The sequence below is a fragment of the Gordonia heveisoli genome (assembly GCF_030315745.1).
In the GTDB taxonomy this organism is placed as follows: Bacteria; Actinomycetota; Actinomycetes; order Mycobacteriales; family Mycobacteriaceae; genus Gordonia.
Genome location: NZ_JASXSH010000033.1, coordinates 1 through 26,588 on the forward strand (window position 1 = coordinate 1; position 26,588 = coordinate 26,588).

Here is a 26,588-nt window from a genome sequence, read left to right on the forward strand (position 1 = left end):
AGGCAACCATTCCAGCCTACCAGGTGATTCTCGCCCGAGCAAATCGGCTCCCTGAGGGATTCCGGTCTGCCGCGGCAAGCTGATCACTCGGCTTGGCCGGCACCGCGTCCAGCGTCTCTGATCTTCCGGTCTGAGACGCTGACAATCTCCCCGGTTCCCGTTGGCCCCGGGGAAGTTGCTCTCTGCGGTGCGTCGATTAAGTTACACAGGGGCGAACACGACGTCAAATCGCCTGGTCAGCGCGTTACGCGCGCTCCGGCGAAGTTCTTCTTGCCGCGTCGGACCACCAACCACCGACCGTGCAGCAGATCGTCATCCGCCGGCACCCACTCCGGGTCCGTGATCTTCGCGTTGTTCACATATGCACCGCCCTCACCGATGGCGCGGCGAGCTGCCTTGTTGCTGTCGGCGAGTTTGGTGTCGACGAGAAGGCCGACGATGGTCGGCCGCTCGCCCGCGTAGTCGGCGATCGTCGTCTCCCCCACTGCCGCGGCCAGCGTCTGCTCATCGAGTTCGCCGAGTTCGGCGCGACCGAACAGGGCTTGACTGGCCAACTCGACAGCTGCGGTCTGATCGGCGCCGTGGATCAGCGTCGTCATCTCCGCGGCGAGACGCTTTTGCGCGATCCGGAGATGCGGGGTCTCGGTGGTGGCGCGCTCGAGCTCCTCGATCTCAGCCCGATCGAGGAAGGTGAACCAGCGCAGGTAGCGAACGACGTCGGCGTCCGCGGTGTTCACGAAGTACTGGTACCAGGCGTAGGGGCTGGTCATCTCCGGATCGAGCCAGAGGCTGCCACCGCCCGTCGACTTGCCGAATTTCTTCCCGTCCGACGAGGTGACCAGCGGAACGGTGAAGCCGTGCACTCCTGCGCCCTCGACCCGTCGGGTCAGGTCGATACCGCTGACGATATTGCCCCACTGATCTGATCCGCCGACCTGCAGTTCGCAGCCGTACCGGCGGAAGAGCTCCAAGAAGTCGTTCGACTGCAGCAGCACATAGCTGAACTCGGTGTAGCTGATGCCGTCAGACTCGAGCCGGCGGCGAACCAGGTCGCGACCGAGGAGGACATTCATCGAGAAGTGCTTACCGAGGTCGCGCAGGAAGTCCACCGCCGACAACCCGGCCGTCCAGTCCAGGTTGTTGGCGACGACAGCACCCGACGGTGTGTCATCGATGTCGACGAAACGTCGAAGTTGGGCATCGATGCGGGTCGCCCACTGGGCGACGGTGTCGGTGGAGTTCATGGTGCGTTCGCCGACATCGCGCGGATCACCGATCAGTCCGGTGGCACCACCGGCGAGCACGATCGGCCGATGACCGGCCAGCTGGAACCGCCGCAACGTCAGCAGCGGCACCAGGTGTCCGGCATGCAGACTCGCAGCGGTGGGGTCGAAGCCGGCATAGAGCGTGATCGGCCCCTCGGCGGCGCGGGCGCGCAACGCGTCCAGATCGGTGGACTGGGCGATCAGACCTCGCCACTGGAGTTCGTCGACGATGTCGACCGGAGTTGCCGGGGCCGAATTCTGCGTGGTCACACCGTCGATTTTGTCATCCGGGCGCCGATCGCCCCGCACCCGGGCGTACCCGCAGGACATCCGGGTCGTACGGGCATGCGACCGAACAGCACGATCGGCGTCGTCTAACTCAGTTCGACGACGTCAGTCGGTTGTGTTCGGCGTCGTCGACAGCGCGTGCCTCGTCCGCCAGCATCACCGGGATGCCATCGGCGTCGATACGGTAGGCGACACGCAGGCGCGGGTTGTACAGCTCGTCACCGGCATTGATCAGCGGACCGTGATCCTGCGGGCAGACCAGGCGTTCCCGGGTGATCGGGTCGATGGCCTCGGCACGTGACGTCACTGTCGTTTCCTCGTCCTTCTTGTCGGAATCTGGTGGTACGCGTCCGGCGACCTACGCGCGGATCGACCGGTGTTCACCCTATCGCCGTCGCCCATCCAGCATTCGCGGCGGCGGTGCGGGTGTACTTGCGGTAGCGTCCGGCGTCGTCGCGATACCAGACCGGCCCACCGGGGCGCGGGATCCCCTCGGCCGCGAGGTCTCGCGACAGTGGCCGGTAGGAGTTCGACACCGGGATCTCCTCGACCACGCGGATCAGGCGGGGACGCTGACTCGCGGGCAACTCACCGAGCGCGACCCGCAGTTGCGTCGGCGTCAGCGACTCGATTCCGGTGCCCGCACGCAGAGTGATCGCCGCGACCGGGATCTGCCTGCCAGGTTCGCCGACGCCGTACATGACCGCCAGGTCGACGCCGCGCATCCGCGACAACGCCAGTTCGGCGGGAGCGGTGAACACCGGCCCATCGGCAGCACGGATCAGTGAGTCGAGCGTGCCAAGCAACCACAGGTCGTTGTCACCGTCACGGGCGAACAGATGCCCGGAGACCTCCCAGCGGTCATGGACGTCGAAGACGTCACGCAGCAGCGTCGACGACGAGTCGTACCGGTGCCGCGCACGCGACAACAGCAGTCCAGGCTCCCCCACCTCGGCCTTCCGGACAAACCCCTCGTCGTCGATGATCAGCTGTCCGGCTTCGACGTCGTAGGCCGCGATCTCGACCGGATTCGTCTCCGGCAGTGGACGTCCCATCGATCCGGGCTTGTCGGCCGGCACGTTGGCGAGGATGGCCGCACCGTCGGCGGTCGCGAAGAACTCGAGTACGCGGGCGCGCGGGAAGCTCGCGGTCACGTCGTCCCACAGGCCCAGCGGCATACCCGAACCCATGAACAGTCGGATCGGGTTGTGCTGATTGATGTGGAAACCCTCGGCCCGCACGATGTCCCGGAGCATCGTCCAGGTGTAGGACACCACGGTGACGCCGTAGCGCTGCACCTCGGTGGCGAAATCCTCCGGGTCGATCCCGTTCGACAACGCGATCCGCGAGCGTCCGACCACCGTCGCACCCAGCGTGGTAAGCAGACCCGAGGCGTGGTGAAGCGGGGGCAGGCAGTACACGGTGTCGCGGTCGCTCAGTGCAGCGGCCGCGGCGGCACCGAAGGCGGACTGCGCGAACCGGTGGTTGGTCACCGGCCACGGCGCCAGCCTGCCGCCCGCCCTGGTGAACAGGATGAACGCCAGATCGCCTGCGGCACCAGGATCGGGCCGATACCACGCCGGCATCCGAACCTGCGCCGGATCGATCTGCTCCATGTCGATGACCGCACTGCCGTCGACGCCGTCGACGGTGCGCGACGTACCGCTGCCACCGCCGAGGACAAGAACCTTGTCGCCATGCTCGACGGCCTGCGGCAGGTTCGTGGGATCGGTGACGATCACCGCACTGTTCGACAGTTGCAGCATCTCGGTGACGTCGGCGTCGGGGGCCAGCATCACCGCGACCGCACCGAGTCGCGACAACGCCGCCACGACCACCAGCGCACTCGGACGGGTATCCATCAGCACACCGATGTGCTGACCGGGCCGGACACCGCATTCGATGAGCCCGGCGACCACGTTGTCGATACGAGTGTTCACCTGGGCATGGGTCAGGACCCGGTTCTCGAAGAGGAACAGTTCCTTGTGCCCGTTGCGTTTACTGTTCTCGGACATGAGTTTGCCCAGCGAGATCTTGGTGCCGGACTGAATCTGGCCGAGGCGGAACAACCGCGGCACGGTGCGCAGCGATTCCTGTGCCACCGCACGTGAGGTGCGCTGCAGCGAGTTGGCAATCCCGACGACCTCCCGCGACGCGGCGCTGCCTGCGTCGGCGACCGATCCGACGCCATGGGTCAGCCGCGACGCCAGCGTCACACCACCGCCGTGTCCGGGCGCGACGGCCTCCATGTCGGAGATCATCGGCGGTTTGTCGGCATCGAGGGACACCCAGTTGACCCAATCGGCGACGGTCGGCCAGGTGTGGCTGCCCGCCGCACTACCCACAACCAGGCCGAAATGCCCTGCCGCCAGCCGTGATTCGTACACCTTCGCGTTGGGCGCCGCGCGGACGATCCCGCGGACCGCGGCAGGTTGACCGATGTCGTCGGCCTCCCCGACGAAAGCCAATATCGGACACGTGATCTCGGCGAGCGACACTAGATCGCCGTTGATCACGAAACCGCCGGACACCATGCGATTGTGCGCCACGAACTGCCGCAGCAGTTCGGCGATCGCCGGCCCAGACCAGGCCACCCAACCATCCGCTTCGAGGAAACGGCGCTGGTCCTCGCGCGGCAGGAGCGCTTCGCGGTCGTGGAGCTGACGCAGGAAATCGATCCGGCTGCGGATGGTCTTGACCGGGTCGAGCAGCTGAAAGCCGGTCCGCGCCATCCAGTCCCGAATCCACAGGTTGCGGCTGCGACTGAGGACCTTGTCGGCGAGGAACTCCGCGCCGGGCGCCACCAGCCCGGCCGGTAGCCCCAACGGCAGTGCGGCCAGAACGTCGACCGGGCTCCCGAAGGTGATGACGCTGGCCAGATCTTTGGAACGGCGGTACGCCGCTGTCTGATAGGCGAACATGCCGCCCTGGGAGTATCCCGCCAGATGGACCGGGCGACCCGTCCCCTCGACGATCAGGTCGATGACCTGGCTGACCGCGACGACATGGTCGGCCAGAGTCCGTTCCATGCCACCGGCCTCGGTGTCGGGCGATCCGAAGTCGACGACCCAGGGCGCGATACCGCTGCGATGCAGAATCGACACCGCGCCATTGTGCTCGGTGACGTCGTAGACGTTGGCCGACACCATCATCGGCGGGACCATCAGCACGTTCGGGGCGTCGCGGTGCTCGTCGGGGAAATAGCGGCGCAGCCGGAACATCTCGGCCGTCTCGACCACGGTGAACGGGGCCGGTTCGGTGCCCGTCTCCAACCCTCCGAGCCGCAGGACCTCCAGACCGTTCTGCGCGGTCGCGACAACCCTGTCGACCATTCCCCCGACATCGGGGAACCTCGGTAAACCAGCCATCGTCCTCGATCCCTCCCGCCATGAACCGATGGACATCAGCCGGTTCATCGCTGCTCGACTACGCATGTGGCGGCACCACCGCCCCGCATTCAGATGGTGACCCGCGTCACTCTACCGTCGGCCCCGACAGCCCGGTTACTGGGTCAGCCGCGCCCACCCAGTGCGTTCTCCCAGCCCGGCCGAAGGGACGCCACCTGCCCGGTGATGACCCCGATCTGCCGTGTGACCTGCTGCGGCGCGGTCCCGCCGTGCGCATTCCGCGACTCGACTGAACCGCGCACCGACAGCACCTCGCGTACCTGCGGAGTGAGGTGCGGGTCGATGGCGGCCAGGGTCTCGTCGTCGAGCCCGTCGAGGCCCACACCGCGCGACTCGGCCTCGCGTACACACGCCCCGGCCACCTCGTGGGCCACCCGGAACGGCACGCCCTGCCGGACCAGCCACTCCGCGATGTCGGTGGCCAGGGTGAACCCGGCCGGCGCCAACTCCGCCATCCGGTCGGTGTGGAAGACCAGCGTGGACACCAGCCCGGTGATCGCCGGTAACAGCAGCTCCAGCTGTGCGACCGCGTCGAAGACCGGTTCCTTGTCCTCCTGCAGGTCCCGGTTGTAGGCCAGCGGCTGCGCCTTCAGGGTGGCCAGGAGTCCGGCGAGATCGCCGATCAGTCGGCCGGCCTTGCCGCGGGCCAGTTCGGCGACGTCGGGGTTCTTCTTCTGCGGCATGATCGAACTGCCCGTCGACCACGCGTCGGCGAGGGTCACATAGCCGAACTCCGGCGTCGACCACAGAATGATCTCCTCCGACAGCCGGGACAGGTCGACGGCGATCATCGCGAATACGAAGGCGGCCTCCGCCGCGAAATCGCGCGCCGAGGTCGCATCGATAGAGTTCTCGGCCGGCGCGTCGAAGCCCAGATCGGCCGCGATCGCGGCCGGATCCAGTCCGAGCGACGAACCAGCCAGTGCTCCGGACCCGTAGGGCGACACCGCCGTCCGACGATCCGCGTCGGCCAGCCGGTCGAGGTCGCGCAGCAGCGGCTGCGCGTGGGCGAGCAGGTGATGCCCCAACAGGACCGGCTGCGCTGCCTGCAGGTGCGTCTTACCCGGCATGATCGCATCCGGGTGTGCGGCCGCCTGCGCGGTCAGCGCCTCGACGACGTCGATCAGGCCGAGAGCCACCCGTCGCATCGCGGCCCGCAGCCACATGCGAAAAAGGGTGGCCACCTGGTCGTTACGGGATCTTCCGGCCCGCAACCGGCCGCCCAGCTCGGCACCGACCCGCTCGATCAGCCCCCGTTCGAGTGCCCCGTGCACGTCCTCGTCGGACTCCGCGGGACCGAATGTACCGTCGGCGACATCGGCCGCCAGCCGGTCCAGACCCGCCAGCATGCCGGCCAGGTCGTCGTCGGTCAGCAGACCCGCACGATTAAGTACGCGCGCATGCGCTTTCGACGCCTCGATGTCGAAGGGGGCCAACACCCAGTCGAAATGGGTGGACTTGCTGAGGGCGGCCATCGCGTCGGCCGGGCCGCCCGCGAATCGTCCGCCCCAGAGCGAGCCCTCGTTGGTGCCGTGTGCCGAGCCGGTGCTCACAGGTTCAGATCTCGCTTCGCGGCGATCTTCGACGACAGACCGTGCAACTCGACAAAGCCACGCGCGGCGGACTGGTCGAAGCTGTCGCCCGCGTCGTAGGTCGCGAGGTTGAAGTCGTAGAGCGACTCGTCGCTGCGACGACCGTTGACGATGACGCTGCCCGCGTGCAGGACCAGGCGGATGTCGCCGGAGACATGCTCCTGAGTGCTGGTCACGAAAGCATCCAGCGACCGCTTCAGCGGCGAGAACCACAGACCGTCATAGACCAGCTCGGCCCACTTCTGGTCGGTGAGGCGCTTGTAACGTCCCAGCTCACGTTCGATGGTGACGTGTTCGAGTTCCTCGTGAGCCTTGATCAGCACCATCGCGCCGGGGGCCTCGTAGACCTCACGACTCTTGATACCAACCAGACGGTCCTCGACGACGTCGAGACGACCGACACCCTGCGCGCCTGCCCGCCGGTTGAGCTCCTCGATCGCACCGAGCACGCTCACCGGACGTCCGTCGATGGCGACCGGGCGGCCCTTGTCGAAGGAGATGATCAGTTCGTCGGGTGCGTTGAAGTGGACCGTCGGGTCCTCGGTGTAGTCGTAGACATCCTTGGTCGGGGCGTTCCACAGATCCTCGAGGAAGCCGGTCTCGACCGCACGACCCCAGACGTTCTGGTCGATGGAGAACGGCGACTTCTTGGTCACCGTGATCGGGATGTCGTTCTCCTCGGCGAAAGCGATCGCCTTCTCCCGCGTCCACGCGTAGTCACGGACCGGCGCGATGACGTCCAGATCGGGTGCGAGGCTGGCGAAGCCGACCTCGAAACGCACCTGGTCGTTGCCCTTGCCGGTGCAGCCGTGCGCGACGACCGTGCCGCCGTGATCGCGCGCGGCGGTCACCAGATGTTTGGCGATCAGCGGGCGCGACAGCGCCGACACCAGCGGGTACCGGTTCATGTACAGCGCGTTGGTGTTGATCGCGGGCAGGCAGTAGTCGTCGGCGAACTCATCGCGCGCGTCGACGACGACGGCTTCGACGGCACCGCAGTCGATCGCGCGCTGACGCACGACCTCCATGTCCTCGCCGCCCTGGCCGAGGTCGAGCGCGACCGCGACGACCTCCTTGCCGGTTTCTTTCTGGATCCAGCTGATCGCAACCGAGGTGTCCAAGCCGCCCGAGTATGCGAGTACGACGCGTTCCGCCATTGTGGTGTGAGCTCCTGTTTCTTACCGTCTTGTGAGGAATTATCCGTTGGACTGTTGACCGGGTTGGAGGCGGGGCACGCTAGACGAGCCCCTCGATTCGTCGGGCCAGGTCGATGCCGGTCAGCGGTTCGCGGGCCGCTACGAAAATGGTGTCATCTCCCGCGATCGTGCCGACCACATCCGGCAGATTCGCACGATCGATCGCACTCGCCAGATAGTGGGCGGCACCGGGCGGCGTACGCAGCACCGCCAGATTGCCACTGGCGTCACTGGACACCAGCAGGTCGGCCAGCAGCCGCGACAACCGGTCCGTGCCGCCGAAGACCCCGCGCACCGGCGCACCGTCCTCGGGCACCACGTACACGCCGGCACCACCGTCGGCCGCCCGCAACTTCACCGCACCGAGTTCGTCGAGGTCACGCGACAGCGTCGCCTGTGTCGCCTCGATGCCCTGCCCGGCGAGCAGTCGCTGCAACTCGGACTGGCTGCGCACTTGGTTAGCCGCCAGGATCGCGACGATGCGCGCGTGCCGGCCCGCCCGGGTCGCCGCGAGGCGATGGTCGGGTTGATCGGGTCGGCTCGCCGCGGTCACTGATGCTCCAGCAGCCAGATCAGCAGCGCCTTCTGCGCGTGGAGCCGGTTCTCGGCCTCATCGAAGACGACACTGGCAGGTCCGTCGATGACCGCGTCGGTGATCTCCTCGCCCCGATGGGCGGGCAGACAGTGCAGCACGATCGCACCCGGAGCGGCGCCGGCGAGAAGGTCGTCGTTGATCTGGTACGGCCGGAACGGCGCGACCCGATCCTTACCGTCTTCCTCCTGCCCCATCGAGACCCAGGTGTCGGTGACCAGCACGTCCGCGCCGGCCGACGCCGCGACGGGATCGCCGACGATGCGCACCGATCCCCCGGTAGTCGCCGCCCGCTCCTGCGCGGCCGCGATGACCACCGGGTCCGGCTGGAAGCCCTCGGGTGCGCTGATCGTGACGTGCATACCCGCGGTGACGCCGCCCAGCGCCAGCGAATGCGCCATGTTGTTGGCGCCGTCACCGAGATAGGTCATCTTCAGGCCGGCGGCCTTGCCCTTGTGCTCGATGATCGTCTGGAGGTCGGCGAGGACCTGGCAGGGGTGGAACTCGTCGGAGAGCGCGTTGACGACCGGGATCGTCGCGGTCGACGCGATGGCCTCCAGCCGGTCCTGACCGAAGGTCCGCCAGACGATGGCGTCGACGAACCGGGACAGGACGCGGCCGGTGTCCTCCAGGGTCTCCTCACGGCCGAGCTGGGTGTTGCGGCCGTCCACCACGACCGCATGCCCGCCGAGCTGCGCGATCCCCAGTTCGAAGGAGAATCGGGTGCGGGTCGAGTTCTTGTCGAAGATCACCCCGACACCACGCGGCCCCTCCAGCGGGCGGTGGGCGAACGGATTCACCTTCACCTGCGCCGCGAGCGCCAAGACCTCGGCCTGTTCAGCCGGGGTGAGATCGTCATCACGCAGAAAATGCCGCGTCATCACTTGTCCTTTCCGGTTGCCGCATCGAGGATGCCCGGCAATGCCGCTACGAAGTCGTTGCCCTGCTCCTCGGTGAGGATCAGCGGCGGAGCCAGGCGGAGCACGTCGGGTGCAGGCGCGTTGATGAGATAGCCGGCCGACCGTGCGGCGGCCTCGACCTTGCCCGACACCTCGTCGGTGAGTACCACCCCGAGCAACAGCCCCGATCCGCGCACATGCGAGATCAGCGGATGCCCGAGGTCCTCGATACCGGCCGCGATCGTCTTGCCCACGGCGGCAACATGTTCGGTGAGCCCCGAGTCGTCGATGGTCTTGATCACGGCGAGTGCCGCGGCGGCACTGACCGGGTTTCCGCCGAAGGTGGTGCCGTGCTGGCCGGGGGTGAACAGATCGGCAGCCGCGCCGGCCGCGATGACCGCACCGATCGGCATTCCGCCGCCGAGTCCCTTGGCCAGGGTCATCACGTCGGGCACCACTCCGGCGGCCTGATGGGCGAAGAAGGTGCCGGTCCGGGCCACGCCGGTCTGCACCTCGTCGAGGATGAGCAGCGCACCGCGTTCAGTCGTGAGGCGCCGCGCGGCTGCCAGGTAGTCCGCAGGTGGGACGACGACACCGGACTCGCCGAGGATCGGCTCCAGGATGACCGCAGCGGTCCGTTCGCTGATCGCGGCATCGAGGGCGGCGACGTCACCATAGGGCACGAAGCGCACCCCGGGCGGCATCGGCTCGAACGGAGCCCGTTTGGCCGGTTGCCCGGTCATGGCGAGCGCACCCATGGTGCGACCGTGGAAAGCCTTCTCCGCGGCCACGATCTCGGGGCGGCCGGTCAGGCGCGCCAGCTTGAACGCCGCCTCGTTCGCCTCGGTCCCCGAATTGCAGAAGAACGCCCGACCGGGATGGCCGAACTTGTCGAGCAGCTTCTCGGCGAGTTCCACCACACGCGGGTTGATGTACTGGTTCGAGACATGCCCCAACGTCTGGATCTGTTCGGTGACCGCAGCCACCACCGCCGGGTGCGCATGGCCGAGCGAGTTCACCGCGATCCCGCCGAGCAGGTCGAGGTAGCGCTTGCCGTCGGCGTCGTAGACGTGGACGCCCTCGGCGTGGGTCAGCGCGAGGGTGGGAGTCCCATAGTTGTTCATCAGCGCGGTGGACCACCGCTGCTGCAAGGGCTGGGTCATGACTTCTCCTGGGAGACCGTGGTGCCGGTGGATGCGGTGGTGAGCAGCTGGGCGATGACCGAATGCGGTACGCGACCGTCGATCACATGCGCACATTCGACGCCGCCGCGAACCGCACGCAGACACGCCTCCATCTTCGGAACCATGCCCGAATCCAGTTTGGGCAGCAGCATTTCGACGTCGTCGGCGCTGATCTGTTCGACCAGCGAACCGCGGTCGGGCCAATCGGTGTACAGACCCTCGACGTCGGTGAGCATGACCAGCCTGCTCGCCCCGAGAGCCTCGGCCAGCGCACCGGCCGCGGTGTCGGCGTTGATGTTGTGTACGACGCCGTCACGGTCCGGTGCGATGGTCGAAACCACCGGAATACGGCCCGCACCCAGCAGATCGAGCACCGCCGAGGTGTTGACTGCGGTGATGTCACCGACGAGACCGATATCGGTGGCGACGCCGTCGACCAGGACGGTCCGCCGCGTCGCGGTGAACAGATGGGCATCCTCGCCGGTTATGCCGACGGCATAGGGTCCGTGTGCGTTGATCAGCCCCACGAGTTCGCGGCCGACCTGGCCGAAGAGCACCATCCGGGCAACATCCATCACCTCGGGAGTGGTGACCCGGAAGCCACCCTTGAACTCCCCGGTGAGACCGAGCCGCTTGAGCATCGCCGAGATCTGCGGACCGCCACCGTGCACCACCACCGGATGAATCCCGCAGGCACGCAGGAAGACCATGTCGGCGGCGAAGGCCCGCTTGAGATCGTCGTCGACCATCGCGTTGCCGCCGTATTTGACGACGACGGTGGCGCCGGCGAGTTCCTGCAGCGCGGGCAGCGCCTCGGCGAGGATCGCGGCCCGGTCGATGGCGGGGGTGGTCTGGTTCTCGGTCATGAGGAATACGCCGAGTTCTCTTCGACATACGCGTGCGACAGGTCGGTGGTCCGCACGGTCGCGGCCTGGTCGCCGAGCGCGAGGTCGATGACCACCGCGATCTCCAGTCCGGACAGGTCGACGTTGCGGGCGCCCTCGGCACCGAAACCGTTGACGCACACCGGACTTCCATTGAAGGACACCGAGATGCGGTCGGGTTCGAGCGGGAACGGCGCCATTCCGGTCGCCGCCAGCACACGGCCCCAATTGGGGTCGGAACCGAACAACGCGGTCTTGACCAGCGAGTCGCGGGCGACGATCCGCGCCACGGTCAGCGCGTCGTCCTCGGTCCGGGCGTTCTCGACCGTGATCGAGATCCGCTTGGTGACTCCTTCGGCGTCGGCCTGCATCTGTGCGGCGAGGTCGTCGCACACCGCGAACACCGCGGCGTCCAGGTCCTTCTGCTCCACCGGGATCTGGCTGGCACCCGAACTGAGCAGCAACACAGTGTCATTCGTCGACGTGGAACCGTCGATGTCGAGCCGGTCGAAGGTGCGGGCGGTGGCCCGGCGCAGCGCGAGGTCGAGTTGCTCGCCAGAGGCCTGCGCATCGGTGGTCAGCACGACCAGCATCGTGGCGAGCGAGGGCGCCATCATGCCCGCACCCTTTCCCATGCCACCGACGTTCCATCCCTGCGGATGGTGCAGCGCAGCCTGTTTCGGCACGGTGTCGGTGGTCATGATGGCGTAGGCCGCATCGGTGCCACCCGACAGTCCGCCGCCCATCTCCTGGACGATCTCGGTGACACCGGCGAGTACCTTGTCCATCGGCAGCCGGTCGCCGATCAGCCCGGTCGAGCAGACCGCGACCTCCACCGCACCGGTACTCGTCCCCCAGTTGCTCAGTGCGTCGGCGACGGCCTCGGCGGTCCGATGCGTGTCCTGGAATCCACCCGGACCGGTGCAGGCGTTGGCACCACCCGAGTTGAGGATGACCGCACGCAGTCTGCCGGTGGTCAGCACCTGCTGGGACCACAGCACCGGCGCAGCCTTCACCTGATTACGGGTGAAGACGCCGGCCGCGACGTTGTCGGGGCCCTCGTTGAACACCAACGCGAGATCGGCGTTGCCGGAAGCCTTGATCCCGGCCGCGATACCAGCGGCACGGAAACCGAGGGGCGCGGTCACGCCCTGTTCACGTACCAGCCGGGGCACGTCGCCGGGTGCGCCGCCCTCGATCCGGTCGTCGGGGTTCTGACTATTCGGAATCTCCACGCTCACGGCGCCACTCCCACGGTGCTCAGTCCCTCGGTCTCATCCCAGCCCAGCGCCAGGTTCATCGATTGCACGGCGGCACCGCCGGTGCCCTTGGTCAGATTGTCGATCGCCCCGACGGCGACCAGCGTCCCAGACCGCTCGTCGACGGTCACCGACAGTTGAATCGCGTTGGATCCGATCACCGATCCGGTGGCAGGCAGCTGCCCCTCCGGCAGGAGATGGACGAACGGTTCATCTGCGTAGGCCTTGTCATACGCCGCCCGCACCTCGGCGGCCGACGCGGTGGTCCGGGCCGTGCAGGTCGCCAGGATGCCGCGCGACATCGGCGCCAGCACCGGCGTGAAGGAAACCGTCACCGGCTGGTCGGCGGCGGCCGACAGCGACTGGGCGATCTCCGGGGTATGCCGGTGCGTGCCGACGCCGTATGCGCGAGCCGAGCCGATGACCTCACTGGCGAGAAGATCGACCTTCGCCGCCCGACCGGCACCCGAGGTACCGCTGACCGCGACGATGGTCACGTGCGGTTCGGTCAGACCGGCCGCCAGCGCGGGCAGAAGCGACATCACCGACACCGTCGGATAGCACCCGGGAACCGCGATCCGGCTCGCATCCTTGAGGACCTCCCGGTTTCCCGGCAGTTCCGGCAGACCGTAAGGCCAGGTGCCGGCATGGTCGCCGCCGTAGTAATCGGCCCAGGCCTGGGCGTCGGTCAGCCGGAAGTCGGCGCCGCAGTCGATGATCAGCGTCGACGGCGGCAACTGGTCGGCCAGCACCGCCGACGTGCCGTGCGGCAGGCCGAGGAATACGACGTCATGTCCGGCCAGCACCTCGGGGGTGGTCTCCGACAACACCCGGTCGGCAAGCGGCAGCAGATGCGGATGGTGGGCGCCGAGCAGACTTCCGGCATTGCCTCCCGCGGTGAGTGCACCGATCTCCAGCTCGCCCGATCGCAGGCGCGGATGGCCGCTTAGCAGTCGTAGGATCTCGCCACCCGCGTAGCCGCTCGCGCCGGCTACCGCCACCTTGATCGTCATATCGATGATTATGCACCATGCTGCAAATCAATACATTGGCGGCCCGTTGGGGACTGCGCCGACGCGGCGTCACCGCAGACGCGCACCCACTGCTTCAGCCGCATGCGCGACCGCGGCGAGCTTGGCGGCGTTGGCCTCATCCTCGGTGAGAGTGCGGTCCGCGGCCCGGAAACGCAGAGCGAAGGTCAGCGACTTGTGCCCGGCACCGACCTGCTCACCGGTGAAGACGTCGAACAATTCGATGGACTCCAGCAACTCACCGGCACCGGCCCGCAGTGCCTGCGCCACAGCGGCGGCGGCGGCACTCTCGGCAACGACCACCGCGACGTCCTGCAGGACGGCCGGGAACACCGACACCGACGGCGCGGGCAGCACCGACGTCAACGGCAGCCGGTCGATCTCGATCTCCACCGCGCAGGCCCGCTTCGGCAGCCCGGTGCGTTCCAGGACGGCGGGATGCAACTCACCGGCATGGCCCACGAGGACACCGTCGACGGTCAGCTTCGCACAGCGTCCCGGATGCCAGGGCCGATGGTCGTCGGCGGTCAGCTCGATGGTCACCCCGGCCGCCCGGCCGATCGCGCGTGCCGCTTCGAAGGCATCGAGGTGATCGGCGTCGCGGCCGGGTCCCCACGGTCCGGCCGGATCACGCTGTCCGGTGAGCACCACGGCCACCCGGACAGGCTGGGCGGGCAGCGAGGCATCGAGTGCCGCAATCTCCTCGTCGGTCGGGCGTCGCGTGACGTCGATCGGCGGTACCGGGGCGACATGATCACCTGGACGTACCACCTGACCGATGGTGTACAGCGCGAGGTCGCGCTGACCACGGGCGATGTTGCGGGCGGCCATCTCGAACAGGCCCGGCAGCAGCGTGGTGTTCAGTTCCGGGCGGTCCGACTCCAGCGGATTGAGCACCTTCACGGCCCGGCGGCGATCGTCGTCGGCGGGCAGGTCCAGGGCGTCCAGGCCACCGGCAGGCATGAACGGATACGGCAGAACCTCGACGTACCCGTCGAGCGCCAGCGTTCGGCCGATGCTGCGGCGGCGCAGCTGTGCCGGGGTCAGCCCGGTGCCCGCGGGCGCCGACGGCAGGATCGCCGGAATGTGCTCCAGACCTTCCAGCCGCAGCACCTCCTCGACGAGATCGGCGCGCTGACGCAGGTCGGGACGCCAGGAGGGTGCCACGACGGTCAGCGGGTCGGTTCCCGACACCGTGCATCCCACCTCGACCAGCCGCTTGGCGGTGGTCCCGGCCGGGTAGCCGATACCGGCGACACGGTCCGGTTCGTCGGCGGCAATGGTGATCGGCGCCGCGGCGGGCACCTCGACCCGCGCCTCCGACAGCGGCGATGCGATGGCGCCGCCTGCGATCTCGACGATCAGCCGGGCAGCACGGTCGGACGCCGCGACAGTGACCTCCGGGTCGACCGTGCGCTCGAAACGCTTGCTGGCCTCCGAGGTGAGCTTGTGACGCTTACCGGTCCGGAAGACCCGCACCGGATCGAAGGTCGCCGACTCCAGCAGGACGCGGGTGGTCTGGTCGCCGACCTCGGTCGTCCCGCCGCCCATGACACCGGCCAGCGCGATCGGGCCGGTCTCGTCGGCGATGACGACATCTTCGGGATCGAGTACGCGATCGACGTCGTCGAGAGTCCGCAACTTCTCCCCCGGCTGCGCCGCGCGCACGGTCACGGTGCCGGTCACACGGTCGGCGTCGAAGGCGTGCAATGGCTGCCCGAATTCGATCATCACGTAGTTGGTCACGTCGACGATGGCCGAGATCGGACGGATCCCGGCGATCAGCAGACGCTTCTGCATCCACCACGGCGACGGCGCGCTCGGATCGACGCCCTCGATGACCCGGGCGGTGTACCGGGTGGCACCCGAATCGGCGTCGATGGCGACCGGCCAGGCCGCACCCTCGCCTGCGATCGCCGGGTCGGCACCCGCCGGATCGACGAACGGCACACCGAAACTGCCGGCCAGTTCACGTCCCAGGCCGCGGATGGAGAACGCGTATCCGCGATCCGGCGTCACGTTCACATCGATGGCTGCGTCGTCGAGACCGAGCACGATCCGCGCGTCGGCGCCGGGTTCGGCGGTTCCCGGTGCCAGCACGAGGATCCCCGCATGATCGGTGCCGATACCCAGTTCCGACACCGAACAGATCATGCCGTCGGAGGTCTTGCCGTAGGTCTTGCGCGTGGCGATCTCGAACGGGCCGGGCAGCACGGTGCCGGGCAGCGCCGCGACGATCAGGTCACCCTCGGCGAAGTTGCGCGCGCCGCAGACGATGTCACGGGGCTGGTCCTCCCCGACCTCGACCTGGCAGAAACGGATCGGCTTCTTGAACTCGGTGAGCTCCTCGATCGCCACCACCCGGCCGATGACCAGCGGACCGGTGATCTGTGGGAAGACGTCGATGTCCTCGATCTCGAAACCGACGCGCACGAAACCGGCGTCGATCTCCGCGGTGGTCGCCGACCACTGCGGGTCGCCCTGCCGGAGCACCTCGGTGTACCAGGACTGTGGGGCACGCACTTTGGTTTACTTCCTTCGATGTCGCGTCGGGCTGGTTGAGACGGTCGGCGTCGGGTCTGCGCGTCGGGCCGGGATCAGGCGGCCGGACCGAACGGCAAGGTGAAACGGATGTCGCCCTCCACCATGTCGCGCATGTCGGTGATGTCGTTGCGGAACTGCAGGGTGCGTTCGAGACCCATACCGAAGGCGAACCCCGAGTACACATCCGGATCGATACCGCTGGCCCGCAACACATTCGGGTTGACCATGCCGCAGCCACCCCACTCCACCCAGCCGGCGCCACCCTTCTTGGCCGGGAACCACACATCGACCTCCGCCGACGGTTCGGTGAAGGGGAAATAGCTGGCCCGCATGCGGGTGGTGGTATCCGGGCCGAACAACGCCTTGGCGAAGGTTTCCAGCGTGCCGCGCAGATTGGCCAGGGTGAGTCCCTTGTCGACGGCGAGTCCCTCGATCTGGTGGAAGACCGGGGTGTGGGTGGCGTCGAGTTCGTCGGTGCGGAAGGTCCGGCCGGGGCACGCCACATAGATGGGCACGTCGCGGCTGAGCATGGAGCGAACCTGCACCGGCGAGGTGTGCGTGCGCAGTACCTGCCGAGACCCCTCCGGCGCGATGTAGAAAGTGTCCTGCATCGACCGCGCCGGATGATCGGGCAGGAAGTTCAGCGCGTCGAAGTTGTGGTGTTCGGTCTCGACCTCGGGCCCCTCGGCGATCTCCCAGCCCATCCCGACGAAGACGTCGGCGACCTGCTCGGCGATCACCGTGATCGGGTGGCGTGCACCCACCCGGCGACGACCCGACGGCAGGGTGACGTCGACGGCCTCGGCGACCAGCACCGCTGCATCGCGTTCGGCGTGCAGGGTCGCGCTGCGCAGGTCGAGCGCCGCCGACACCCGACCGCGGACCTCGTTCACCAGCTTTCCACCGGCCGACCGCTCATCCTTGGGCAGCGAACCCAGCGCGCGTCGGGCCAGCGCGATCGGCGACCGATCACCGAGGTGCGCGGTCTTGGCCTCGGCCAGCGCGTCGAGATCCGCGGCCGCGGTGAACGCCGCGATCGCCGCGGCCGCGGCCTCGTCGAGCTCCTGAGGTTCCGGGAAGACCGGCTGGTCGGCGGAAGATGCCACGTTCGGGGTTCTCCTCGTGTGCGCTGAAGGTCTTGTCGGACAACCAGGGTAGTCGACCGTGGTGCGGCGCTGACCTGCGGGATCAGGTCAGCCGCTGTATCCGGCCCGCTTGAGTGCATCGGCCATGGCACCGCCGGGCGCGGGCCGGTTGTCGCGGCGCCCGTTGCTGCCGCCGCGTCCCTGCTGCCGGTCCCCCTGGCGGGCATTGCCGCCCTGCCGTCCGTTGCCCTGCTGTCCGTTGCCCTGCTGTCCGTTGCCTTGCCGTCCGCCGCCCTGCCGTCCGTTGCCGTTCGGTCGGCCGCCGCGGTCGACGGCGGCACCGGACTGGCCCGACCCGCCGCGGCCGCGTCCGCCGCCCGTCGTACCCGGCTCGTCGTCAAGGCGCAGCGACAGTCCGATGCGTTTGCGCTCGACGTCGACCTCCATCACCTTGACCTTGACGATGTCGCCGGATTTGACGACCTCCCGCGGGTCGGAGACGAAGCGGTTGGCCATCGCCGACACGTGCACCAGACCGTCCTGGTGCACGCCGACGTCGACGAATGCGCCGAAGGCCGCGACGTTGGTGACCTGACCTTCCAGAACCATGCCGGGGGTGAGGTCGGAGACCTTCTCGATCCCGGCCGCGAAGGTCGCCGTCTTGAACTCCGGGCGCGGGTCACGACCGGGTTTGTCGAGTTCGGCGATGATGTCGATGACCGTCGGGCGGCCGAACTTCTCGTCGACGAAGTCGTCGGGCCGCAGCGCGGTCAGCGTGCGGCTGTCGCCGATGACCTCGCGCACGTCCTTGCCGACCTTCTCGATGATCCGGGCTACCACCGGATAGGACTCCGGGTGTACCGCGGACGCGTCGAGCGGATTGTCGCCGCCGGTGATCCGGAGGAAGCCCGCACACTGCTCGAACGCCTTGGGACCGAGCCGAGGCACGGCCGTGATCGCCTGCCTGCTACTGAACGCTCCGTTCGCGTCGCGGTGGGCGACAAGCGATTCCGCGAGTCCCGCGGTGATACCCGACACCCGCGACAGCAGCGGCACCGACGCCGTGTTGACGTCCACGCCGACCGCGTTCACGGCATCTTCGACGACCGCACCCAAGGACCGGGCGAGCAGCGTCTCGGAGACGTCGTGCTGGTACTGGCCGACGCCGATCGACTTCGGGTCGATCTTCACCAACTCGGCGAGCGGATCCTGCAGTCGGCGCGCGATCGATACGGCGCCGCGCAGCGAGACGTCCAGATCCGGCAGTTCCTTGGAGGCGTAGGCGGACGCCGAATACACCGACGCGCCGGCCTCGGACACCACGACACTGATCGGCGCCTTGCCTCCGGACGAGGCGATCGCGGCCACCAGCTCAGCGGCCAGCGCGTCGGTCTCGCGGGAGGCGGTGCCGTTGCCGATCGCGATCAGTTCGACGCCGTGCCGCGCTACGAGCGCCCCGAGGACGGCGAGCGCACCGGCCCGGTCCCGCCGCGGTTCATGCGGATAGATCGTCGCGGTCTCGACCACCTTGCCGGTCTCGTTGACCACCGCGACCTTGACACCGGTCCGCAGTCCGGGGTCGAGGCCGAGCGTGGTCCGGGCGCCGGCCGGCGCCGCCAACAGCAGGTCGCGCAGGTTGGTGGCGAAGACCGCCACCGCGTCGGCCTCGGCGGCCTGCTTGAGCCGCATCCGGGTGTCCAGCGACAATCCGACGAACAGCTTGGTGCGCCACGCCCACCGCACGGTGTCGAGCAGCCAGCGGTCGGCGGCGCGTCCGTGATCGGCGATACCGAACCGGACGGCGATGCGCTGCTCGTAGACGGTCGGCCCGACCGGGCGCTCCGCCGCGTCCGGGTCGGCGTCGAAGGTCACCGACAGGACGTCTTCGCGTTCACCGCGCAGCACGGCCAGCACCCGGTGCGACGGCAGCGACGTGAACGGTTCAGAGAATTCGAAGTAGTCGGCGAACTTGGCGCCCGCCGATTCCTTGCCGTCCCGGACCGCGGTCCGCAGCATGCCGCGCGACCACATCGTCTCGCGCAGTTCGCCGACGAGGTCGGCGTCCTCGGCGATGGTTTCGACGATGATGGCGCGCGCCCCGTCGAGTTGTTCGGTGGTGTAGGCGGCCGGATCGGTGTTCGCGTCGGCCAGCAGCGCATCGGCGACCGGCTGATGTCCTGCTTCGCGGGCGATCTGAGCCTTGGTGCGGCGCTTGGGTTTATACGGCAGGTAGATGTCTTCGAGGCGGGCCTTGCTGTCGGCGGCCAGGATTCGGGCGTCCAGCGCGGCGTCGAGTTTGCCCTGCGCGGCGATCGACTCACGGACCGTGGTCCGGCGCTGCTCGAGTTCGCGCAGATACTCCAACCGCTCGTCGAGCGTGCGCAACGCGACGTCGTCGAGACCGCCGGTGACCTCCTTGCGGTAGCGGGCGACGAAGGGCACCGTCGATCCGCCGTCGAGCAACTCGATCGCGGCACGAACCTGGCCAACGCCGACGCCGAGTTCGTCGGCGATGGTTTTGGCGATCGACGCCGTCACCGCCTCCGGCGACGGGGCGGTCGGGATCACCGGATCGCCGGTGATCGGGGTGGACGCGGATACCGATGCGGGCGCGGAAGTATCAGACACGAGAGGCGACCCTACAGCGCCACCCCGACAGCCCGTGTCCGCGACCCGCCGCCAGTTCGGCGACCTGCCGTCGCCCCAGGTCAGGACGGGTTGTGCCGAGTCTGCGCCCGCGCGCCCGCGTACAGACAGATGGCAGCCGTCGCGGCGACGTTGAGACTTTCGGCGCGTCCCCGGATCGGAATAGCGATCCGGTGGTCGGCGGCCGCCTGCACGTCGGCGGGCAGGCCGTGTGCCTCGTTGCCGAACAGCCAGGCGGTGGGTGCGGCGAGCAGATCGTCGGCGTCGTCGATGCAGACCTCGCCGTCGGCGGCGGTGGCCAGGATCTGCACCCCGGCGGCCCGGATCGCGGCGAGGGTGGCCTCGACGTCGCGTTCGCGCACCACCGGCAGGTGGAAGACACTGCCGGCGCTGGCGCGCACGCATTTGCCGTTGTGCGGGTCGACGGCGTCGCCGAGCAGCACGACGGCGTCGGCGCCCATCGCATCGGCGCAGCGGATCAGCGTTCCGGCGTTGCCGGGTTCGCGCGCCTCGACGGCGACCGCCAGCATGCGGGGGCCGGCGGCGAGCACCTCGGTGAGTGACGCGTCGAGCAAGGTGCTGACCGCGAAGATGCCGGGCGGGGTGGTCGTCTCGGCCAGTTTGGCGGCGGCGCGCGCGGTCACGGCGACGACGGGCAGGCCCGCTAACCGGGCGGCGTCGACGACAGCGGTGTGCCGATGCTGCTCGTCCTCGGTGACCAGGATCGTCTCGGCGTGGCCGCTGACGATGGCCGCGGTCACCGAATTGGCGCCCTCGACGAGGAAGCGGCCCTGGTCGCGCCGGGTCGCGGCGCGGTGGAGCTTTGCATACGACACGACCCGCGAGGAGCGTTCGGACAAGGTCTCCATCATCGGATGAACTCCGTCATGGAAATCGTTGTCTCCGCTTCTCTCGCGGGTCGTGTCGGGGTACTGCTGATGCCGGTGCGGCGGGACGTCAGGCAGCCGGGGCGTTGACGTCGGCCGGCAGCGCCTTGCGAGCCACCTCGACCAGGCCGGTGAAGGCCTCCGGGTCGGTGACGGCGATGTCGGCGAGGACCTTGCGGTCGACCTCGACGCCGGCAGCCTTCAGACCCTGGATGAAGCGGTTGTAGGTGATGTCGTTGAGGCGGGCCGCAGCGTTGATACGCGCGATCCACAGCTTGCGGAACTCACCCTTGCGGGCGCGACGGTCCCGGTAGGCGTAAGTCAGCGAGTGGAGCTGCTGCTCCTTGGCCTTGCGGTACAGCCGCGAACGCTGTCCGCGGTAGCCCTTGGAAGCCTCCAGCGTCGAACGACGCTTCTTCTGGGCGTTCACCGCCCTTTTCACGCGTGCCATGTCAGATCCTTTTGTTCGTCAGATGTCTGGTGGTCAACCAGATCAGAGGTTGAGCAGTCGCTTGATGCGAGGGGCGTCGTTCTCGCTCACCACGGTGGTGCCGTCGAGACGACGGGTGCGGCGCGAGGACTTGTGCTCCAGCAGGTGGCGACGGTTGGCCTTCTGGCGAACGATCTTGCCGCTGCCGGTCACCTTGAACCGCTTGGCGGTTCCCTTGTGGGTCTTGCTCTTGGGCATGTTCTTCCTTTATCCGGGCGAACGGTAGTTCCGGACCCTGGTCGGGTTCGGGAGTACCGGTCCGCATGTCGTATGCCGTCGGCCGTCGCGGTGGATCTCGGTCCACCGCTCGGGCCGCCGACTGAGCTACTCGTCCGCTGCGGCCTCGGTGCCGGCCGCGCGGTCGCGGGTCTCCTGCGCCTTCGCGCGCGTCTTCGCGCCCTTGTGCGGGGCTAGGACCATGGTCATGTTCCGGCCGTCCTGCTTGGCCGAGGTCTCGACGAATCCGTAGTCGGCGACATCGTTTCCGAGTCGCTGCAACAGGCGGTAGCCGAGTTCGGGCCGGGACTGTTCACGGCCGCGGAACATGATGGTGACCTTCACCTTGGAACCCGCTTCGAGGAACCGGACGACGTGACCCTTCTTGGTCTCGTAGTCGTGGTCGTCGATCTTGGGCCGGAGCTTCTGCTCCTTGATGACGGTCATCTGCTGGTTGCGACGCGATTCGCGCTGCTTCTGGGCCGCTTCGTACTTGAACTTGCCGTAGTCCATGATCTTGCACACCGGCGGACGTGCGTCCGGGGCGACCTCGACCAGGTCCAGATCGGCTTCGTAGGCCAAGCGAAGCGCATCTTCAACACGCACGATGCCCACCTGCTCCGAATTCGGTCCGACGAGTCGGACCTCAGGGACGCGGATGCGCTCGTTGATGCGGGTCTCAGTGCTGATGGGGCCTCCTTGATCAATCCTGCAAAGGGGACCGCCGCGATGTGCCGGGACGCCAGTGATGTGCACCCTCTCGGCGATAAGAGCCCCGCGGTGAGTTTGTCACCGGCAGGGCTCCGTTACCGACCGATTCCTCGACAGTCGTCGGGCGCCGACATGCGACACCCACCCCGAAGGTGAGTGCTGCGACAATCGGCTGTGAACCGGACCGTACAACTGCGGTGCCGAGTTGTCGGCGACTCGCGTCGTAGCGGTGGGAGCGGAACTCCACTTGCGACCCCGGGCAATGCCAGGGCGGTCGTGCTATGGAAGTCTAACAGCCATGAGCGAAAACGCCTATTCGCCGTCGGACTCCCCTGCTGGTGAGAGCGATCCGACACCTGATCAGACCGCGAACACACCAACCGACGCCGACAACGTCCGCGAACTCGCGACTATTCCCGCGATCGAGGTGATCACCCGTGCCGCGCTCATGCTGATGAGTGCTGCCGCCGAGAAGGTCGGTCCGGAGGCCGGCGGCGACGAGCAGTACCAGGACATGTCCGAAGCGCGGGCACTCATCAACGCGCTGGCCGGCCTGGTCAAGGCGGCCCAGGCCGACCTCGGGCTGCACCGCAAGCCGATCACCGACGGCCTCAAGGCCCTGCAGCTCGCGTTCCGCGAGGCGAGCTCCTACCCCGACGAGCCCGGTGAGGGCCCGGGCGAGAAGTTCACCGGTCCCGTCAGAGCCTGATCTGCCACTGCCGAACCTGTCCACAACCCCACGCATCGGCCATCGCTGGGGTATCCGGGCAGCGGGAACTAGGCTGACATCTATGAGCAGCCCCGGAGATCAGACCGCCGACGATCCGACGCAGTCCGATGCCCCGGAGGGTCAGATCATCGAGGGCGAGGTGGTCGACTCGTCGACGCAGACCCCGGCCACGCCCTCGGGCTACCTGCCGCCGATTCCCGACCCGAACTACACCGAGTCCGGCGTCCCCACCTTTGACTTCGTGCGCGGGAAGATCCAGAACCGCATCGGCACCGCGATCGGTTCGCAGGAACTCGCCGAGGAGAGTCCCGAGGGGCAACAGGTCGATGAGATGATGCGCAAGCGCGACGAGGCGGCCAAGAAGAAGCTCGAAGAGATCCGCAAGTCGATGGGCAAGTAACACCCCACCCAGCGGGACAACCGAAGGCGTCCGCACCACGATCGCCCTAGCGTCCGGACGATGACGACCGAGGTGCCCCCGACACTGCCGTTGCCGACCGATCTGGCGGACATCACGCCGGAATGGATGACCCGCGCGCTCAGCGCGCATCATGCCGGAGCAGTCGTGGACACCGTCGCCATCACCGAACGCGACGACGGCACCAACCGCCGCGCACGCCTCGCCCTGACGTATGCGACCGGGACAGGGCCGGCGTCGGTCTTCGTCAAGGGCGTCGACGAGGCCCACAAGGATCTCCTCCGGATCACCAGCGGCCTCCTGCACGAACCCCGGCTGTTTGCGTCTGGAGTCGACCTGCCCGTCGAGCACCCCACCGTGTTCGCGACGCAGATCGACGCCGAGTCCGAGGACTTCGTCCTGGTGATGGAGGACCTGACCGAACGCGGAGCGGATCCTCGTGATGCCACCCGTCCGCTGACCGTCGAACAGGCCGCCTCCGGGGTTCGAGGTCTCGCACAGTTGCACGGCGCATTCTGGGGAGAGCGTTGCAGCACACCGGAACTCGACTGGCTCGAACCGTTTCACCCGTGGAACGGCATGGAGATCGCGCCACTGCCGGCAGCCTACGAACGGATGCCCGAAGACACTCCCCCGGCGGTCACCTCACTGGGTATCGATGAGCTGCTGGAGAAGATCTGGAAGCCCTATATCCGTACTCTCACAACAACTTCGCAGACGCTGCTGCACGGTGACCCGCACATCGGTAACACATACCTGATCGGCGATCAGCTCGGCTTCCTCGACTGGCAGGTCGCGCGCCGTGGCAATTTCTCCCTGGACCTTGGCTACTTCCTGCAAGGTGCGCTCACCGTCGAGGATCGACGACGTGCCGAGTGGGATCTGCTGGGCGAATACCGCGACGCCTTGGGTCTTCCCGCCGGCGAGTGCCCGAGTGCCGAGGAGATCGAACTCGGCTACCGGGCGTCGGTCGCGCACGGCCTCACTCTCTGGCTGTGCACCGCCAGCGCCGGCGAACTGTGGCAGCGTCCCGACATCGCCGTCGCGCTGGCAGAACGCTATGCGTTCGCCTTCGACGACCTGGACACGGCCGAGGCGATCGCGCGGCTGGAGCATTGAGAGCGGCTGCAGCCGAGAAGGTCCCGGCGGATCAGGACACGTCACGCAGAGAGCGCCGCCACAGCAGCGCGACGATTCCAATCAGGATCAGCACAGCGGCCACCGGCCAAAACCAGAGGGCGAGAACGGCAATCCACGGCGACGCCGGAATCACGATGCCGAAAACCAGTCCCCACCCGAGCTGCCGCCGCCAACCATCGAACCACACAAGCGAGATGCCGAGAACCAAGCACACCCCGATCAGCACGAAGGGGGACGCCAGTAAGATGCTCCGCGCGCGACCCTCGAGTGCATAGGCATCAGCCATCGGGTCAGCGGCAAAGAAGTAGAGTGTCGCCAAAATGGCCACCGACACCGTGGTGAGGAAGCCCAGCGCACCGTAGTTTCGCGCCACAGTCCCGCCTGCTCCCGTTGTCATTGATCACCCGTAATCATGTCCGACCGCATTTTTCCATTTCCCTTGCGTCGGTGGACGCCCAGCGTCTTGGGCGCCCTCAATGTGATGAGCATCTCCAGACTCAGATTCGGGACCGAACTCATGGTAGCGATTGAGATTCAGAGCGGGTCCGACAGAGCTGCCAGTACCAAGCCCTTGGGGACGGTCGACGGTCACGGTTGACTGAGCACCATCGACCGACGTGTGGTGGACTTCCATCCACGGGTAGTCCGTCCGGAAACCGCCCACCGTCGGTGCTGCGCCGTCAACCCCAGGCGTTGCCACGATAGTTCCATTCACTCCCATACCTATGCGAGAAGTCTCGCCACCCAACCCTATCGGGTCGGCGGCCTCGTATGTGACGGCCACGGATCCATCTGGCGCCTGATACACAGTCCCTTTCGGAGATCCCGTCTCCTGATCTTTAGCGATTCCATGCTCATCTATCCTCACAGACGGGTTCTGGCGCATAATAACGACACCGTTCTCATAGTCAATATACGTCGTCACCCTCGCATTCTGTGGATCGAAGTTGATGTCCGGACCCCGATTGTCCCCCGCGTTTCGTGCAGCAGGATTCTTCCAAGTCAGATTACTTACGTCACGCTCTTGGATAAATTGCCCGACGCGGACGACACCCCCGCCTGGAACCGGATTAATCGGAATAACAATCACGTTGGACTGATGATCTTTGTAAATTCTGTTCGATGTTTCAGGGTTCAACGCTGTCGCGGTTGCAAAATCCACGGGCGTCTTGGGTTCCCGCCCAAACTGCGACAAAAAGATATCGAATGAGCGCTGGTCCCTCGTGGTCGTCCCCGCACTGACAGGAGTCAACCCCTCCAATGTATTCATCGACTCATACAGATCCAAAGACGCCAAGGAGTCGGCTAGATGAAACTCCCTGGCCAACGCCACCAGCCGTGACTGAATGTTCAGCGCTTCGGTCGCTCGCTCATCCCTAATCGCCGTATCCGAATCTTCATCGTAGACACGAGAATCGGCGACATTCCAGCCGCTTTTACTCACAGAGTATTCATCATCCTCGGCCGATATCCACTCAGTTTTTATTCGTTGACCGAGGTCTGTTAACCGCTCCTCAGCCTGGTCCATCACCGACGCCACATGAGCGAGACTGTCAGACATGCCATTATACGATTTCTTCTCGTTATATGCCTTGGTTTCAGCAGCATCCCGCGCGATACCAGACCAGTCCATTCTAGCAATTACATCGTAGATGAAGGTCGCATCCTTTTCGAGTAAATCCGAAAGCAACGATGCGCTCTTTGAGACAGAACGCAGTCGATCAAAATTCAGATCCTGAATCATCTCTTTGTCTGGATATGCCACACCAACACCTCAAGACGCCGGCAAGGACGGGATGTGATCTATCCGAATACTCGCAATTTCGTCCGTATCGCGATACCCTTTCGCAGACTTTTGCAACGCTTCCGACCAGAATCCGAATCTTGCATCGCGGAGCTTCACTATCCACGACACAGCTTTATCTACTCGGGTGATTCCATAGTTTATATCGAGATTGACGTATACCTTTGTTTCCGCGGATATCAGGTCCCGAATCGGAGAGACCTCCAAAGTCGTCTTCCGAGCATCGAACTGACCGGCGACAGCCAACATCTCTTCCGCATCAACCTGCATAACGAGCATCCCCCTAGATGAATGACGACCGAGAGTCAATTGTTGCATCT

At 66.9% G+C, this 26,588-nt stretch carries 24 protein-coding genes; 3 read left to right on the plus strand and 21 right to left on the minus strand.

The window, feature by feature from the left end; genetic code table 11:
• Positions 1-236: 236 nt before the first annotated feature.
• The 18 genes from tyrS to infC all read right to left on the minus strand — a co-directional run bounded on the left by tyrS (position 237) and on the right by infC (position 22,215).
• Positions 237-1,535, minus strand: a complete 1,299-nt coding sequence (tyrS, locus tag QSJ18_RS19450; protein WP_462476121.1) for a tyrosine--tRNA ligase — start codon at positions 1,533-1,535, stop codon at positions 237-239.
• A gap of 109 nt (positions 1,536-1,644) precedes the next feature.
• Positions 1,645-1,860 carry a Trm112 family protein gene (locus tag QSJ18_RS19455; RefSeq protein WP_286328300.1) on the minus strand — a complete coding sequence of 72 codons (216 nt, stop codon included), beginning with the start codon at positions 1,858-1,860 and terminating at the stop codon, positions 1,645-1,647.
• A gap of 73 nt (positions 1,861-1,933) precedes the next feature.
• A complete protein-coding gene (locus QSJ18_RS19460; protein ID WP_286328301.1) occupies positions 1,934-4,921 on the minus strand; it encodes an AMP-binding protein in 2,988 nt (995 codons plus the stop codon).
• 143 nt (positions 4,922-5,064) lie between these two features.
• Positions 5,065-6,513 carry an argininosuccinate lyase gene (gene argH, locus QSJ18_RS19465; protein ID WP_286328302.1) on the minus strand — a complete coding sequence of 483 codons (1,449 nt, stop codon included), beginning with the start codon at positions 6,511-6,513 and terminating at the stop codon, positions 5,065-5,067.
• Positions 6,510-7,709: an argininosuccinate synthase gene (locus tag QSJ18_RS19470; RefSeq protein ID WP_286328303.1), complete on the minus strand. Its 1,200-nt coding sequence runs from the start codon at positions 7,707-7,709 to the stop codon at positions 6,510-6,512. Before QSJ18_RS19470 ends, argH begins: the two co-directional genes overlap by 4 nt.
• Before the next feature lie 79 nt (positions 7,710-7,788).
• Positions 7,789-8,301, minus strand: a complete 513-nt coding sequence (locus QSJ18_RS19475) for an arginine repressor (protein ID WP_286328304.1) — start codon at positions 8,299-8,301, stop codon at positions 7,789-7,791.
• On the minus strand, positions 8,298-9,221 hold the full coding sequence (gene argF / locus QSJ18_RS19480; protein WP_286328305.1) for an ornithine carbamoyltransferase: 924 nt from the start codon (positions 9,219-9,221) through the stop codon (positions 8,298-8,300). Before argF ends, QSJ18_RS19475 begins: the two co-directional genes overlap by 4 nt.
• Positions 9,221-10,402 (minus strand): acetylornithine transaminase, encoded by a 1,182-nt coding sequence (locus tag QSJ18_RS19485; protein ID WP_286328306.1) that lies wholly within the window; start codon positions 10,400-10,402, stop codon positions 9,221-9,223. Before QSJ18_RS19485 ends, argF begins: the two co-directional genes overlap by 1 nt.
• Positions 10,399-11,289 (minus strand): acetylglutamate kinase, encoded by an 891-nt coding sequence (gene argB, locus QSJ18_RS19490; RefSeq protein WP_286328307.1) that lies wholly within the window; start codon positions 11,287-11,289, stop codon positions 10,399-10,401. Before argB ends, QSJ18_RS19485 begins: the two co-directional genes overlap by 4 nt.
• Positions 11,286-12,542, minus strand: a complete 1,257-nt coding sequence (gene argJ, locus QSJ18_RS19495; RefSeq protein ID WP_462476122.1) for a bifunctional glutamate N-acetyltransferase/amino-acid acetyltransferase ArgJ — start codon at positions 12,540-12,542, stop codon at positions 11,286-11,288. The genes argB and argJ overlap by 4 nt, the downstream gene beginning before the upstream one ends.
• 2 nt (positions 12,543-12,544) lie before the next feature.
• Complete coding sequence (argC, locus tag QSJ18_RS19500) at positions 12,545-13,579, minus strand: N-acetyl-gamma-glutamyl-phosphate reductase (RefSeq protein WP_286328309.1); 1,035 nt, start codon at positions 13,577-13,579, stop codon at positions 12,545-12,547.
• A 69-nt stretch (positions 13,580-13,648) separates the two neighbouring features.
• Entirely contained in the window at positions 13,649-16,120 is a 2,472-nt protein-coding gene (gene pheT / locus QSJ18_RS19505) for a phenylalanine--tRNA ligase subunit beta (RefSeq protein WP_286328310.1), read from the minus strand.
• 74 nt (positions 16,121-16,194) lie between these two features.
• The gene (gene pheS / locus QSJ18_RS19510; protein ID WP_286328311.1) at positions 16,195-17,247 is read right to left on the minus strand and encodes a phenylalanine--tRNA ligase subunit alpha; all 1,053 of its coding nucleotides are present in this window, start codon (positions 17,245-17,247) and stop codon (positions 16,195-16,197) included.
• Between the two features lie 87 nt (positions 17,248-17,334).
• The gene (locus QSJ18_RS19515) at positions 17,335-19,809 is read right to left on the minus strand and encodes a Tex family protein (RefSeq protein WP_462476123.1); all 2,475 of its coding nucleotides are present in this window, start codon (positions 19,807-19,809) and stop codon (positions 17,335-17,337) included.
• Positions 19,810-19,934: 125 nt separating this feature from the next.
• On the minus strand, positions 19,935-20,744 hold the full coding sequence (locus tag QSJ18_RS19520) for a TrmH family RNA methyltransferase (RefSeq protein WP_286328312.1): 810 nt from the start codon (positions 20,742-20,744) through the stop codon (positions 19,935-19,937).
• Between the two features lie 85 nt (positions 20,745-20,829).
• Positions 20,830-21,210, minus strand: coding sequence for a 50S ribosomal protein L20 (gene rplT, locus QSJ18_RS19525; protein WP_286328313.1), 381 nt, complete (start codon positions 21,208-21,210; stop codon positions 20,830-20,832).
• 42 nt (positions 21,211-21,252) lie between these two features.
• A complete protein-coding gene (gene rpmI, locus QSJ18_RS19530) occupies positions 21,253-21,447 on the minus strand; it encodes a 50S ribosomal protein L35 (protein WP_286328314.1) in 195 nt (64 codons plus the stop codon).
• Between the two features lie 126 nt (positions 21,448-21,573).
• Positions 21,574-22,215 carry a translation initiation factor IF-3 gene (infC, locus tag QSJ18_RS19535; RefSeq protein ID WP_462476124.1) on the minus strand — a complete coding sequence of 214 codons (642 nt, stop codon included), beginning with the start codon at positions 22,213-22,215 and terminating at the stop codon, positions 21,574-21,576.
• Between the two features lie 259 nt (positions 22,216-22,474).
• On the opposite strand from infC, the gene QSJ18_RS19540 reads away from it, so the two are divergent.
• The 3 genes from QSJ18_RS19540 (at position 22,475) to QSJ18_RS19550 (ending at position 24,443) form a co-directional block, all read left to right on the plus strand.
• Entirely contained in the window at positions 22,475-22,885 is a 411-nt protein-coding gene (locus QSJ18_RS19540) for a DUF1844 domain-containing protein (protein WP_286328315.1), read from the plus strand.
• A gap of 82 nt (positions 22,886-22,967) precedes the next feature.
• Positions 22,968-23,306 (plus strand): PspA domain-containing protein, encoded by a 339-nt coding sequence (locus QSJ18_RS19545; protein ID WP_286328316.1) that lies wholly within the window; start codon positions 22,968-22,970, stop codon positions 23,304-23,306.
• A gap of 60 nt (positions 23,307-23,366) precedes the next feature.
• Positions 23,367-24,443 carry a phosphotransferase gene (locus QSJ18_RS19550; RefSeq protein ID WP_286328317.1) on the plus strand — a complete coding sequence of 359 codons (1,077 nt, stop codon included), beginning with the start codon at positions 23,367-23,369 and terminating at the stop codon, positions 24,441-24,443.
• 31 nt (positions 24,444-24,474) lie between these two features.
• On the opposite strand, the gene QSJ18_RS19555 is transcribed toward QSJ18_RS19550, so the two are convergent.
• The 3 genes from QSJ18_RS19555 to QSJ18_RS19565 all read right to left on the minus strand — a co-directional run.
• The gene (locus QSJ18_RS19555) at positions 24,475-24,837 is read right to left on the minus strand and encodes a hypothetical protein (RefSeq protein ID WP_286328318.1); all 363 of its coding nucleotides are present in this window, start codon (positions 24,835-24,837) and stop codon (positions 24,475-24,477) included.
• 27 nt (positions 24,838-24,864) lie between these two features.
• A complete protein-coding gene (locus QSJ18_RS19560) occupies positions 24,865-26,229 on the minus strand; it encodes a hypothetical protein (protein WP_286328319.1) in 1,365 nt (454 codons plus the stop codon).
• Between the two features lie 9 nt (positions 26,230-26,238).
• A partial coding sequence (locus QSJ18_RS19565; RefSeq protein WP_286328320.1) for a hypothetical protein occupies positions 26,239-26,588 on the minus strand: 350 nt, incomplete at its 5' end.

Excerpts from the sequence above, each read along its gene's own strand:
- QSJ18_RS19550 (WP_286328317.1), top strand. The coding sequence starts at position 23,367 with ATGACGACCGAGGTGCCCCCGACACTGCCGTTGCCGACCGATCTGGCG.
- rplT (WP_286328313.1), bottom strand. The coding sequence starts at position 21,210 with ATGGCACGCGTGAAAAGGGCGGTGAACGCCCAGAAGAAGCGTCGTTCG.
- QSJ18_RS19470 (WP_286328303.1), bottom strand. The coding sequence starts at position 7,709 with ATGGCGGAACGCGTCGTACTCGCATACTCGGGCGGCTTGGACACCTCG.
- QSJ18_RS19540 (WP_286328315.1), top strand. The coding sequence starts at position 22,475 with ATGAGCGAAAACGCCTATTCGCCGTCGGACTCCCCTGCTGGTGAGAGC.
- QSJ18_RS19485 (WP_286328306.1), bottom strand. The coding sequence starts at position 10,402 with ATGACCCAGCCCTTGCAGCAGCGGTGGTCCACCGCGCTGATGAACAAC.
- rpmI (WP_286328314.1), bottom strand. The coding sequence starts at position 21,447 with ATGCCCAAGAGCAAGACCCACAAGGGAACCGCCAAGCGGTTCAAGGTG.
- argF (WP_286328305.1), bottom strand. The coding sequence starts at position 9,221 with ATGACGCGGCATTTTCTGCGTGATGACGATCTCACCCCGGCTGAACAG.
- argB (WP_286328307.1), bottom strand. The coding sequence starts at position 11,289 with ATGACCGAGAACCAGACCACCCCCGCCATCGACCGGGCCGCGATCCTC.
- argC (WP_286328309.1), bottom strand. The coding sequence starts at position 13,579 with ATGACGATCAAGGTGGCGGTAGCCGGCGCGAGCGGCTACGCGGGTGGC.
- QSJ18_RS19545 (WP_286328316.1), top strand. The coding sequence starts at position 22,968 with ATGAGCAGCCCCGGAGATCAGACCGCCGACGATCCGACGCAGTCCGAT.
- QSJ18_RS19520 (WP_286328312.1), bottom strand. The coding sequence starts at position 20,744 with ATGATGGAGACCTTGTCCGAACGCTCCTCGCGGGTCGTGTCGTATGCA.
- QSJ18_RS19460 (WP_286328301.1), bottom strand. The coding sequence starts at position 4,921 with ATGGCTGGTTTACCGAGGTTCCCCGATGTCGGGGGAATGGTCGACAGG.